8 protein-coding genes and 1 pseudogene are annotated in these 13278 nt (G+C 70.8%); 3 read left to right on the top strand and 6 right to left on the bottom strand.

Translation table 11 applies throughout. The annotated features are described in order from the left end of the window. The first annotated feature begins 49 nt into the window (after positions 1-49). Positions 50-1846, top strand: a complete 1797-nt coding sequence (locus ABD366_RS05820) for a thiamine pyrophosphate-requiring protein (protein WP_324767957.1) — start codon at positions 50-52, stop codon at positions 1844-1846. Between the two features lie 66 nt (positions 1847-1912). Here ABD366_RS05820 and ABD366_RS05825 read toward each other — a convergent pair whose 3' ends face one another. Then, the gene (locus ABD366_RS05825) at positions 1913-3016 is read right to left on the bottom strand and encodes a baeRF2 domain-containing protein (RefSeq protein ID WP_344441213.1); all 1104 of its coding nucleotides are present in this window, start codon (positions 3014-3016) and stop codon (positions 1913-1915) included. 204 nt (positions 3017-3220) lie between these two features. Here ABD366_RS05825 and ABD366_RS05830 point away from each other — a divergent pair, with 204 nt between their 5' ends. Beyond that, positions 3221-4519 (top strand): ATP-grasp domain-containing protein, encoded by a 1299-nt coding sequence (locus ABD366_RS05830; RefSeq protein WP_324766428.1) that lies wholly within the window; start codon positions 3221-3223, stop codon positions 4517-4519. Positions 4520-4526: 7 nt separating this feature from the next. Next, on the top strand, positions 4527-6554 hold the full coding sequence (locus tag ABD366_RS05835; protein WP_324766427.1) for a CocE/NonD family hydrolase: 2028 nt from the start codon (positions 4527-4529) through the stop codon (positions 6552-6554). Between the two features lie 6 nt (positions 6555-6560). Here ABD366_RS05835 and ABD366_RS05840 read toward each other — a convergent pair whose 3' ends face one another. From ABD366_RS05840 to ABD366_RS05860, 5 genes and pseudogenes are all read right to left on the bottom strand, one after another. Then, complete coding sequence (locus ABD366_RS05840) at positions 6561-8030, bottom strand: aminotransferase class I/II-fold pyridoxal phosphate-dependent enzyme (protein WP_324766426.1); 1470 nt, start codon at positions 8028-8030, stop codon at positions 6561-6563. 97 nt (positions 8031-8127) lie between these two features. Next, complete coding sequence (locus ABD366_RS05845) at positions 8128-9651, bottom strand: catalase (protein WP_324766425.1); 1524 nt, start codon at positions 9649-9651, stop codon at positions 8128-8130. A 102-nt stretch (positions 9652-9753) separates the two neighbouring features. After that, on the bottom strand, positions 9754-11340 hold the full coding sequence (locus ABD366_RS05850; protein ID WP_324766424.1) for an FMN-binding glutamate synthase family protein: 1587 nt from the start codon (positions 11338-11340) through the stop codon (positions 9754-9756). 183 nt (positions 11341-11523) lie between these two features. Then, positions 11524-11865, bottom strand: a pseudogene (locus tag ABD366_RS05855) (PRC-barrel domain-containing protein); the annotation flags it as partial. 176 nt (positions 11866-12041) lie between these two features. After that, positions 12042-13277: a Gfo/Idh/MocA family protein gene (locus tag ABD366_RS05860; protein ID WP_324766422.1), complete on the bottom strand. Its 1236-nt coding sequence runs from the start codon at positions 13275-13277 to the stop codon at positions 12042-12044. Between the last annotated feature and the right edge of the window lies 1 nt (position 13278).

The following is a 13278-nucleotide window of genomic DNA, read 5'->3' on the forward strand; positions in this document are numbered from 1 at the left end:
GAGCACGTCATCGAAGCACGGCTTCAACAGAGCAAGGAAGGACTGTCCCGTGACGCAGAAGGTCTCCGACCACATCCTCGAGCGCCTGCGCGAATGGGAGGTCGAGCATGTCTTCGCCTACGCGGGCGACGGCATCAACGGCCTTCTCGCCGCCTGGGGACGCGCCGACAACAAGCCCGAGTTCATCCAGGCCCGCCATGAGGAGATGGCCGCGTTCGAGGCGGTCGGCTACGCGAAGTTCTCCGGCAAGGTGGGCGTCTGCGCGGCCACCTCGGGGCCCGGCGCGATCCATCTCCTCAACGGTCTGTACGACGCCAAGCTCGACCACGTCCCGGTCGTCGCGATCGTCGGGCAGACCAACCGCAGCGCCATGGGCGGCTCGTACCAGCAGGAGGTCGACCTGCTGAGCCTCTTCAAGGACGTGGCCTCCGACTTCTGCGAGATGGTCACCGTCCCCGAGCAGCTCCCCGGCGTCATCGACCGCGCCTTTCGCACCGCCTACGCGCGCCGCACCGTCACCGCGATCATCGTCCCCGCCGACGTGCAGGAACTCGACTACACGCCGCCCACGCACGCCTTCAAGATGGTCCCCTCCAGCCTCGGCATGGCGTCCTACGCGCCCGTCCCCGCCGACGAGGACGTGCTCAGGGCCGCGGAGATCCTCAACGCGGGCGAGAAGGTCGCCGTCCTCGTCGGCCAGGGTGCGCGCGGTGCCCGTGCCGAGGTCGAACAGCTCGCCGACCTCCTCGGCGCGGGCGTCGCCAAGGCGCTCCTCGGCAAGGACGCGCTGCCCGACGACCTCCCCTACGTCACCGGCTCCATCGGGCTGCTCGGCACCCGCCCCTCCTACGAGCTGATGCAGGAGTGCGACACCCTCCTGGTCATCGGCTCGAGCTTCCCGTACTCCCAGTTCCTTCCCGAGTTCGGACAGGCGCGGGCGGTGCAGATCGACATCGACCCGCACATGATCGGGCTGCGCTACCCCTTCGAGCTCAACCTCGTCGGCGACGCCCGCTCCACGCTGACGCGGCTGCTGCCGCATCTGGAGAAGAAGAAGCACGGCAAGTGGCGCAAGAAGATCGAGAAGGACACCGCCCGCTGGTGGGAGGTGATGGAGCGGCGGGCCGCCGTCGAGGCCGACCCCATCAACCCCGAGCACGTGGTGCACACCCTCGACGCACTCCTGCCCGACGACGTCATCCTCGCCGCGGACTCCGGCTCGGCCGCGAACTGGTACGCCCGGCATCTGCGGCTGCGCGGCTCGATGCGCGGCTCACTGTCGGGGACGCTCGCCACGATGGGCCCGGGCGTCCCGTACGTCATCGGGGCGAAGTTCGCACACCCCGGGCGGCCCGCGATCGCGCTCGTCGGCGACGGGGCGATGCAGATGAACGGCCTGGCCGAGCTGATCACCGCCGCCAAGTACTGGCAGGAGTGGGAGAACCCGCAGCTCATCGTGGCCGTCCTCAACAACCAGGACCTCAACCAGGTCACCTGGGAGATGCGGGCCATGTCCGGGGCGCCGCAGTTCCTGCCCTCGCAGGCGCTGCCCGACGTGCCGTACGCCGACTTCGCCCGCTCCATCGGGCTGAACGGCGCGCGGGTGGAGAAGCCCGGTGACGTGGAGAGCGCCTGGCGTCAGGCGCTCGCCTCCGACCGGCCGTTCGTGCTCGACTTCCGTACGGATCCGGCGGTGCCGCCGATCCCGCCGCACGCCTCGCTCGACCAGATCGAGGCGGCGGCCACCGCGATCCTCAAGGGCGACAGCGACTCGGCGGACGTCGTGAAGCAGGGCTTCAAGGCGAAGGTGCAGGAGATGCTGCCCGGCGGGCGACGGGACAAGTGACGACGGGGCCCGGGCCGGTGCAGACCGGCCCGGGCTTCCATCTGTGCGCCCATCTGTGCGGCGCCGTCACTCGCGCGGCTGGGTCCAGCGCAGCAGCGCGCCGAGGCCACCGGCCGGGGCCGCTCCCGGCGCGGCGGCGGTGACGGACAGGGCCGAGGCGCCGTTCGCCGCGGCGCACCGCATCAGCGCGTCGTCCGCCCGGGCCTGCGCCGGTTCGCCCGCGCCGAGGGCCAGGGCGTCGGTGCGCCGCATCGCGAGCTGATCGGGCTCGTCCCCCACCCAGACCTCCCGGTGCGTGTCCGGGCCGGCCGTGTCCACCAGCAGTTCGGCGACGCGGTGCTGGCGGGCCGCGTCGACCAGGGCGGGGACGCCCGCCGTCGCCGCGTCGTCACGGCCGCGCTCGGCGGCGAACCGCTCCAGGTCGCGCTCGGCCCGGTACGCCACGCACTCGGCGCGGGCGCGCTCCAACTCGGCGTCCAGCAAAGGGCTTCCGGCGCCGTGCCGGGCCCTCATGGTGTGTTCCCGCAGCTGCTTCGGCAGCCGGCTCTCGACCGCGGCGCACTCCCGGGCGTCGCCGACGAGCACCAGGAGGTCGGCGCGCGTCTCGGCCTGGCAGTTCGCCAGCGTCGAGGCCAGCTCGGCGGCATTGTGTTCCCAGGTGTGCTCCGCGTCGAGCCGCAAGTGCCGCTCGGACCAGTCGGCGCTCGCGGCGCGGTGCGCGGGCCACGGCTTCCCGGTCACCGAGGACGTGTCCGCCGCACCGCGCGCCGAGCGCACTTCGAGGTCGGCGCCCTTGCGGTCGATGTAGGCCACGAGGCACAGCGGGTCCTCGCCGGCCAGGTCGAGCAGGGGTGTGGTGCGGGGCACCGGCGCCCAGTGGGCCCGCGCGCTCGGCGGCGTACTCAGCGCGAGGTCCAGGACGACCTCGCCGTGCGCGGCGAAGAGTGCCCGGCCGATCGGTTCACGGGTGTGCTGAAGCTCATCGACCGCCGACCGGACCGCGCGGCCGGTCGCCTCGTCCGCGCCGGCCGAGGCGAGAGCACGCTGCACCGCGAAGGCCTCCACGGACCGCTCCTCGGTCGTGGACTCGGAGTGGCGTGAGGTGTCGACGTAGACGCTGGCCCAGGGTCCGGGCCGGTCGCAGAGCGGAGTGAGGAACGCAAGGTCCATGGCCGCCTCCCACAGGTGTCGGGTATGTCCGTACGGTTGCGCGTCCGCGGCGCGTACCCGACCTCGGCTCCCCCAGACATACGGCGGCGCGGAAACCATGCCGGATCCGGATGCCTTGCCGCAGGTGGCGGCTGTGAAGCATGACGTGTGCCGGGGCCGACGGCGGGTACCCAGGCCCGCATCGTCAACTTTGAGGAGCCGCTCGTGTCCCACCGTCGCCGGAACGTGTTCGTACTCGGACTCGACGACGCCAACCTGCCTGCCCTGCAAGCCGTCCCCGAGGCCGAGGACCTGGACTTCCACGGACTTCTGTCCATCAAGGAACTGCAGGAGGGCGAGGTCAGCGTCCCTGACCTGATCGACCGTGCCTGCCAGGTGCTCGACGCCTTCGACGGCCCCATCGACGCGATCGTCGGCTACTGGGACTTCCCCGTCAGCACGCTGGTGGCCGTACTCGGCGAGCGCTACGGCACCCGCGCCACGAGCCTGGAGTCGGTGGTCAAGTGCGAGCACAAGTACTGGAGTCGCCTCGTCCAGGCGGAGGTCGTCTCGGCGCACCCGGACTTCGGGAGGGTCGACCTGGAAGCGGACGACCCGCAGCCGCCGGAGGGCGTCTCCTTCCCGATGTGGCTCAAGCCCGCGCTGTCGTACTCCTCCGAACTGGCCTACGGCGTCGAGGACATGACCGAGTTCCGTGAGGCCGTCCAGCACATACGTGACGGCATCGCGCGGGTCGGCCGCCCCTTCGAGTACATCCTCGACCAGCTCGAACTCCCGCCGGAGATGGACGGTGTCGGCGCTCAGGTGTGCCTCGCCGAGGGAACCCTCGAAGGTCTCCAGGTGGCGGTCGAGGGCTATGTCCACGACGGTGAGGTCACCGTCTACGGCGTCCTCGACTCCATCAACTACCCGGACTCCACCAGCTTTCTGCGCCACCAGTACCCCTCGGCGCTGCCGGCGCCGGTGCAGCAGCGGCTGCGGGACATCTCGGAGAAGGTGATGCGCCGCATCGGCATGGACGAGGCGACCTTCAGCATCGAGTTCTTCTACAACCCGAGCACCGACTCCCTCGCGGTCCTGGAGATCAACCCGCGTCACTCCCAGTCGCACGCCGAACTGTTCCAGTACGTCGACGGGGTGGCGAACCACCACTGCATGCTGGCGCTCGCCCTGGGCGAGGACCCCGCGCTCCCGCACCGCGAGGGCCCCTACGCGCTGGCGGCGAAGTGGTACTTCCGCTGGTTCACCGACGGTGTGGTCCGCAAGATCCCGTCGGCCGACGAGGTCGCCAGGATCGAGGAGTCCCTTCCGGGCGTCCGTATCGACGTCGTGCCCGAGGAGGCGCAGCGCCTCTCCGACGTCGGCCAGCAGGACAGCTACAGCTACGAAGTGGCGCACATATTCACCGGGGGCGACAGTGAGGAGGAGCTGCGCGAGAAGTACGACCAGTGTGTGGCGGCCCTCCGCCTGACCTTCGACAGCCCGACCGCCCACTCCTCCTGAGAGAGATATGCGATACGTCGACAACCTCCCGCACGCCACGAAGGAAGAGGAGAACGTCAGGATCCCGATGTCGGACGGCATCCACCTGTCGGCCCGCGTCTGGCGCCCGGTCTCCTCGGACGGCACCCCGGTCCCCGCCGTCCTGGAGTACATCCCCTACCGCAAGCGGGACCTGAGTTCGGTCCGCGACTCGATCCACCATCCGTACATCGCCGGTCACGGGTACGCCTGCGTCCGCGTCGACCTGCGGGGCACCGGAGACTCCGAGGGCGTGCTCACCGACGAGTACCTGGAGCGTGAGCAGGCGGACGCCGAGGAGGTGCTGGCGTGGCTGGCCGAGCAGCCCTGGTGCGACGGCAGCACCGGGATGATGGGCATCTCCTGGGGCGCGTTCGCCGCGCTCCAGGTGGCCGCGCGTCGGCCGCCGAGCCTGAAGGCGATCGTCATCTCCTCGTTCACGGACGACCGGTACGCCGACGACATGCACTACATGGGCGGTGCGCTGCTCTCCGACAACCTCGGAGAGGCGGGCACGATGTTCGCGTACTCCACCTGCCCGCCCGACCCCGCGACGGTCGGCGACGCGTGGCGGGAGATGTGGCACGAACGCCTGGAGGCCGTCGAACCGTGGGTGCTGAACTGGCTCCGCCACCAGCGCCGCGACGACTACTGGCGGCACGCCTCGGTCTGTGAGGACTACGCGGCGGTCCGCACCCCCGTCCTCGCCTCCAGCGGCTGGGCCGACGGGTACTCGAACGCGGTGACGCGGCTGCTCGGCCGCCTCGACGTCCCCCGCAGGGGGCTGATCGGCCCGTGGTCGCACAAATACCCGCACCTGGGCGAGCCGGGGCCCGCGATCGGCTACCTCCAGGAGGTCGTGCGCTGGTGGGACCACTGGCTCAAGGGCGCGGACAACGGGGCGATGGACGGGCCGATGCTGCGGGCCTGGATGCAGGAGAGCGTGCCCCCGTCCACGTCGTACGAGGAGCGCCCCGGGCGCTGGGTCGGTGAGTCCTGGCCGTCGGATCACATCGAGGAGACCGCGTACCAGCTGGGCGCGGGCCGGCTGTCGTCACCGGCCGAGAAGGCCAGGCCGCCGGAGCGGGCCGGCATCCAGTCGCCGCTGTCCGTGGGCCAGTTCGCCGGGAAGTGGGCGTCGTACAACGCGCCGCCGGACCTGCCCTACGACCAGCGCGAGGAGGACGGCGGCTCCCTGGTCTACGAGACGGAGCCGCTGGCGGAGCGGCTCGAGATCCTCGGGACTCCGCGGGTCGAGCTGGAGGTGAGCGCGGACCGGCCCGTCGCGATGGTCGCCGCCCGGATCTCGGACGTGGCGCCCGACGGGCGTGCCACGCGGGTCACGTACGGCATCCTCAACCTGACGCGCAGGGACGGCACGGACGAGCCGTCCGTGCTGGAGCCGGGCGAGCGGTACCGGGCCGTGGTCGACCTCAACGGGGTGGCGCAGGCCTTCCCGCCCGGTCACCGGGTCCGCCTCTCCCTGTCGACGTCGTACTGGCCGCTCGCATGGCCGCCGCCGTGCCCCACGCAGTTGACGGTCCATGAGGAGTCCTGCCGGGTGGTGCTGCCGGTCCGTCCCGCGGCCGACGACGACGCGGCGACGTCGTCCCCGTTCGAAACGCCGGAGGGGACACGGCCCCTGACCACCCGCTCGGTGACTCCGCCCGAGGAGCGCTGGGAGGTCACGCGTGACCTGGTGGACTACGGCTCGACCCTGGAGATCGTGAAGGACCGGGGCACCATCCACTTCGACGCGATCGACCTGGACGTGGGGTGCCGCGCGGTGGAGAAGTACACGTCCACCGCCGACGACTTCACCTCACCCGCGGGCGAGTCGACCTGGACGATGCGGTTCCGGCGGGACGACAGCTGGGACGTGCGGGTGGTGACCAGCACGACGCTGCGGTGCGACGCGACCTCGTTCCAGGTGAACGCGACACTGGACGCCTACGAGGCCGACCGCCGCGTCTTCTCGCGCACCTGGAACGAGACGCTCCCCCGGGACGCGCTGTAGGCAGCCTCAGCCGGCCGTCACGCGGACCGTCCGGAAGGCCGGGTCCGCGGCGTCCGGCAGGTTCATCCCGGCCTCGACGCCCGAGGACAGATAGGTGAGGACGGGCTCGGTGAGGCGCTCGCCCGGCAGGACCGCGGGAATGCCGGGCGGGTAGGGGGTCACCATCTCGGCGGCCACCCGGCCCACGGCCTTTTCGAGGGGCACGTCCTCGGTACGGGCGAAGAACGCGTCCCGCGGCAGGCACGCCTGCTCCATCCGCAGCGCGTCGGGGCCCGGGACCTGGACCGGCGGCGCCGCGTCCCAGTCGCGCGCCACGTCGGCGAGGTCCCGCAGCGCGGACAGCAGCGGCCGCGTCGTCTCGTGGCTGTCGGCGTAGCTGATCTGGACGTTGATGCGGCGGTGGTCGGCGAGGTGGACGTTGATGTCCCGGTGCTCGCGCAGCCAGTCCGCGGCGCGGTAACCGGAGAGCGCGGGGCTCGCGAGGTCGACGACGACGGGCAGCGGGTCGAAGTCGTCGGCGAGTCCCGGGCCGCAGAAGTCGTTCCGGTCGTTGACGTGCATGCCGTCGATCTTCTCGATGTCCGCGCGCACCTCGGCCGCGAGGTCGAGCGCGCTGGTCAGCAGCTCGCGGCCGTGCAGGGCCATCTGACGCCGCCAGCCGTCCAGGCCCGCGTAGATGAGGACCGAGGGGCTCGTCGTGCCCCACAGATCCGCCCGGTTCTTCAGGACGGACGGCGCGACGAGGTCACCCTGCAGATGGAAGACGGAGCCCTGTTCCAGGCCGCTGCCCATCTTGTGGATGCTGGTCACGCAGACGTCCGCTCCCCCGTCCATCGCCCAGGTCGGCAGATCGGGATGGAACGGCAGGTGGGCGCCCCACGCCTCGTCCACGATGAGCGGCTTGCCGCGGCGGTGCAGAACGTCGGCGATGGCCTGCAGATCCGCGCAGGCCCCGTACGGGGTCGGGCTGGTGACCAGGGCTCCCCTGGCCTCGGGGTTCGCCTCCAGGGCGGCCTCGAAGTCCGCGGGGGACGGCGGGTGGGCGAGGTGCCGCTCCGCGTCCCAGCGGGGCTCCACCCACACGGGCACGATGCCGGACAGGATCAGCGCCGACACCACGGACTTGTGGGCGTCCCGGCCGATCAGCAACTGCTCGTGGGGGCCCGCCACCGCCAGCATCGCCGCCTTGACCGAGAGCGAACTGCCGCACGTGGTGAAGAACGTGTGCTCGGCGTGCACGGCGTCGGCCATGAGGTCCTCGGCGCGCTGGAGGTACGCGCCGCGCTGGCGGCGGTCGTCCAGACCCCCGGAGGCCAGCAGGTCGCCGTGGAAGACGGCGTCCCCCAGAATCCTGCGGGTCTCGGGGTCGGCGCCGCGGGCCTGTTTGTGGCCGGGCGGGGAGAACGCGAGCATGCCGGCCTTGCGGTAGGCGTCGAGGGCTTCCAGCACGGGGGCCTGTGTGTGATCCATGGGCATGCACGCACGTGTTCCCCGAAGTGCCGCCTTTCCCACCTGGGGCACACGTCTGCCGCTGCCCCGGGCCGGGGCAGCGGCAGACAGGTGTGGGTGCGGGTCAGGCCTTGTGCTGCATGCTGCTGCGGGCCGGGTTGGCCTGCTCGGCGGCCTTGGGGTCCTTCTCGCTCGCCTTGGCGCGCACACCCTGCTGAATACGCTCGCCGATGGACTTGTCGATGTTGGACCAGTACTCGAAGGCCCGCTGGAGCACCGGTTCGGTCACCTCGTTGAGCAGGTGGCCGACGACGTTGTCCACGAGGCGGTCGCGCGCGGCGTCGTCGAGGACCTCGCGCACCATCGTGCCCGCCTGGCCCCAGTCGTCGTCCTCCGCGTGGTCGACGTAGGCGGCGCGGGTGATGTCGCCGTCCGCGTACCAGCTGGGCGGTGTGCCGTAGCGCTCGGTGTCGGCGGCCGGTCCGCCCTTGGAGTTCGGCGCGTACACCGGGTCCTGTGTCTTGCGGATGGCCATGGCGCCGTCTTTGGAGTACGTGTGCACGGGCGCGACCGGGGCGTTGACCGGGAGCTGCTGGTAGTTGCCGCCGATACGGTGCCGGTGCGCGTCGGCGTAGGAGAACAGCCGCGCGAGGAGCATCCGGTCGGGGCTCGGGCCGATGCCGGGGACCAGGTTGTTCGGCTGGAACGCCGCCTGCTCGATCTCGGCGTGGTTGTCCGTGGGGTTGCGGTCCAGGGTCATCTTGCCGACCTCGACCAGCGGGTAGTCGCCGTGCGGCCACACCTTGGTCAGGTCGAACGGGTTGAAGCGGTAGGTGGCCGCGTCCTCGTACGGCATGATCTGCACGTACAGCGTCCAGCTCGGGTAGTCGCCGTCCCGGATGTGCTCGAAGAGGTCCCGGGTGTGATAGTCGGTGTCGGCCGCCGCCATCTGGTCACCCTCGTGCTGGGTGAAACACTCGACGCCCTGGTCGGTCTTGAAGTGGTACTTCACCCAGAACCGCTCACCCTGGGCGTTGATCCACATGTAGGTGTGCGACGTGTAGCCGTTCATGTGGCGCCAGGTGCGCGGAATGCCGCGGTCGCCCATCAGCCAGGTCACCTGGTGGGCCGATTCCGGTGAGAGGGTCCAGAAGTCCCACTGCATGTCGTGGTCGCGGAGGTTGTTGTCCGCGCGGCGCTTCTGCGACCGGATGAAGTGCTGGAATTTCATCGGGTCCTTCACGAAGAAGACCGGAGTGTTGTTCCCCACCATGTCGTAATTGCCTTCGGTGGTGTAGAACTTCACCGCGAACCCGCGGGGGTCACGCCAGGTGTCCGGGCTCCCGCGCTCACCGGCGACGGTCGAGAACCGGGTGACCAGCTCGGTCCGGGTACCCGGCTGGAAGAGCGCGGCCTTCGTGTAGGCGCTGACGTCCGAGGTGACCTCGAAATGGCCGAAGGCGCCGCTTCCCTTGGCATGCGGCTGCCGCTCGGGAATGCGCTCGCGGTTGAACTGCGCCATCTGCTCGATCAGATAGGAGTCCTGCAGGAGGATCGGGCCGCCGGCCCCCACCGTGAGCGAATGCTCATCGCTTTCGACCGGAGCACCTGAATCCGAGGTGGTCGCTTTACCTGTGAGGTCACTCATGGGCTACGCGTGCCTTTCGGTGTTGTTTTCTCTGAGCCGCCGATGGGAGCAGATTCCATCCTGCGGCTTCTGCGCCCGCACGGCCATTTTTCGGCGCGCGGGTCATCCCACGGCGAAGGTGTCGGGGCTCGCCGCCTTCCAGTCGGCGGCCCAGCTCTCGGGCGGCGCGGCGAGCAGTTCACCCGGGGAGAGCCATTCGTACAGTTCGGCGTAGGACCGGAACCTGCCGTCGTCCTCGCGGCGGCGCAGCAGCCGGGGGCCGAGCTCCGCGGTGGAGCGGACGCCCATCGCCGCCATGATCTGCAGCGCGCTGTGGACGGTGGCCTGCTGGTAGCGCGTGACGCGGGCGGCCTTGTCCACCACGTCGAGGGCGCGGGCGCGGCGCGGGTCCTGGGTGGTCACGCCGGTCGGACAGTGGTTGGTGTGACAGCGCTGGGCCTGGATGCACCCGACGGCGAACATCATCGCGCGGGCCGCGTTCGTGTAGTCGGCGCCCAGGGCCAGGCGCTTGACGATGTCGGAGCCGGTCGCCACCTTGCCGCTGGCGCCGACCCGGATCCGGTCCCGCAGTCCCGCCCCGGTGAGGGCGCTGTGCACGGTGAAGAGGCCTTCGGTGAGGGGCATGCCGAGGTGGTCGGCGAATTCCAGCGGGGCCGCGCCCGTGCCGCCCTCCGCGCCGTCCACCACGATGAAGTCCGGGGTGATCCCTTCCGCCGTCATGGCCTTGCACACCGCGAGGAACTGGGTCCGTGAACCGGGACAGAGCTTGAATCCGACCGGTTTGCCGTGCGCCAGTTCCCGCAGCCGGGCCAGGAAACGCACGAGTTCGCGCGGGGTGGAGAAGACCCGGTGGTACGGCGGCGAGATGACCGTCTCGCCCTCGGGCACGCCACGGACCGAGGCGATCTCTGCGTTGACCTTGGCGCCGGGGAGGACTCCCCCGATGCCGGGCTTGGCTCCCTGGGAGAGCTTGAGCGAGACACAGCGCACGGACGGGTGCGCGGCTTTCCCGGCGAACTGCCGCTCGTCGAAGTCGCCGTCACGGGTGCGGCAGCCGAAGTAGCCGGTGCCGATCTCCCAGACGAGGTCGCCGCCGGACTCCAGGTGGTGGCCGGACAGACCGCCCTCGCCGGTGTCATGGGCGAAGCCGCCGCGCGCCGCCCCCGTGTTCAGCGCCAGGACGGCGTTGGAGGAGAGCGAGCCGAAGCTCATCGCGGAGACGTTGAGCAGGGCCATGTCGTACGGCTCGGTGCAGTCCGGGCCGCCGACGCGTACGCGGGGCGGCTCGTCGGCCACGTCCACCGGCGCCATCGACGGCACGAGGAACTCGTAACCGCGCTCCTGCATGTCGCGCTCGCTGCCGAACGGCTCCTCGGCGTCGACCCCCTTGGCCCGTTCGTAGACGATGCTGCGGGTGTCGCGGTCGTAGGGCCGCCCGTCGTAGTTGCGCTCCACGAAGTACTGCTGCAGTTCGGGGCGCACCTTCTCCATGAGGAAGCGCAGGTGGCCGAGCACGGGATAGTTGCGCAGCACGGAGTGCCGCTTCTGCGCCAGATCGTGCACACCGGTCAGCGCCACGACCAGGCAGGGCCCCGCGGCCGCCCACCACCACGGTGAGGCGAGCAGGGCGAGCAGCACACCGCCCACCGCGCAGGCCGTCAGCAGGCCTACCGTCGCGAAACGCGTCATGGTCCTCGTCTCAACTGGCTCCGGCAGGACGTACGAGTGCCAGGGCCGGGCCGCACAGGGCGGCCCGGCCCGCTGTCCTGCCCCTCACATGACCGGCCGTCAGATCGTGCGTCGGCCGGGTGTCTCCGGACCCGTGCCCGGAGTGCCGGGGCCGGGGTGGGCGCCGGGGGCGCCGGACGGGCCCGGCGTGCCGTAGTACGTGCCGAGCTGCTCGTGATAGCCGGCGTCGCCCAGGTGCTTTTCCTTGTCGAACTCTGGCGCGCTCTTGATCTCGTCCTTGGTGCGCGCCACCTGGATCGTCTTCGACTCGGCGTCGATGCCCGTGATGGTGCCGGCGGGCAGCAGGACCTCCTTGCCGAAGATCCACACCCCGGTGTCCACCACGATGTACTGCGAACCGACGTCGTTGGAGTGCTTGTCCACCTTGCCGATGTTTCCGTCGGTCGCCTCGACCTTGTACCCCGTCAGGTCGGCGTTCGGAGTGTGACCAGCACTGGCCGGGTAGTTCCAGATGTTCTCGGTCATAGTGCTACCTCCGTTCATCAGTCGCTGTCAGGCAGGCGGTGCAGGGCTGCACCGTGCGTCCTGTCCTGCGACTCCACCCGACTATCCGGGTGACCCGCCTTCAAACGGGCCGGCGCACACATGGCGAGAAGGATCGGTAGCTCCGCTCCCTGCCCCCGCCGCGCCGGCCTGTCACGTCACTGCTGGCCGTTGTCGAACCATTGCGCCAGGTCGGGGGCGACCCGCGGCACCGTGACGGGTCGGCCGTCGCCCCGCAGCGACTCCGTCGCCGCGACGCCCGCGGCGACGGCTTCGCGGGCCGCGACGGGGCTGGTGTCCGTCGCCCCGCCGGACCGCACGAAGCGCAGGAACTCGGCCACCAGCATCGGGTCGGAGCCGCCGTGGCCGCCCTCGCCGGGTGCCGGCATCGGGACGACGAGGTCGGCGTCGGCCCGGTATCCGCTGCGGCGCTTCCAGACGCGGACCTCGGCGGTCTCCCCGTGGTCGCCGAAGTTCTCGAGGCGGCCCTCGGTGCCGATGACGGTGTAGTTGCGCCAGTAGTCGGGGGTGTAGTGGCACTGCTGGTAGCTGGCGTGCACGCCGCCTTCGAGGCGCATGACCATCATCGACAGGTCTTCCACGTCGACGACGGGGTTGAGGCCGGTCAGGGACAGCGGCGGCCAGTTGTTCTCCGGGTCGTACCAGTCCGGCATGACGGCTCCGGGTGCCTGTCCCGAGCGGTCGGCGATGTCCCCGTAGACGGTGAGCCCGCCGAGGGCGCTCACCCGCTCGGTGTAGGCGCCGGCCAGCCAGTGGATGACGTCCAGGTCGTGGGCGCCCTTCTGCAGGAGGAGGCCGGTGGTGTTGCGGCGGTCGGCGTGCCAGTCCTTGAAGTAGAAGTCGCCGCCGTGGCCGACGAAGTGGCGGCACCAGACGGCCTTGACCTCGCCGATCTCACCGCGCTTGATGAGGTCGCGCATGACCCGCACCACCGGCATGTGCCGCATGTTGTGGCCCACGTACAGGCGGGCGCCGCCGGTCCGCGCGGCCTCCAGGACCCGGTCGCAGCCCTCGGTGGTGATGGCCAGCGGCTTTTCCAGGAAGACGGCGACGCCGGCCTGCAACAGGTCGATCGCCAGGGCCTCGTGGGTGTGGTCGGGGGTGATGACGAAGACGGCGTCCAGGTCCTCGGCGGCCAGCATCTCCTGATGGCCGGGGTAGACGTGGACGTCGTCGCCGAACCAGGAGCGGGCCCGGTCGAACATGGCCGGTGAGGTGTCGGCGACGGCCACCACCGCGGAGCCCTCACCGGGGTGGTGGGCCTCCAGGGCGAGGGTGGCGCGCTGGCCGAGCCCGATGACGCCGAGGCGCAGGTCGCGTGTGTGCCCGGCGCTGCCGGTCGATGCGGTGGAGACGGAGGAGGTGGAGGTCACG

This window comes from Streptomyces kunmingensis, from assembly GCF_039533535.1.
GTDB lineage: Bacteria > Actinomycetota > Actinomycetes > Streptomycetales > Streptomycetaceae > Streptomyces > Streptomyces kunmingensis.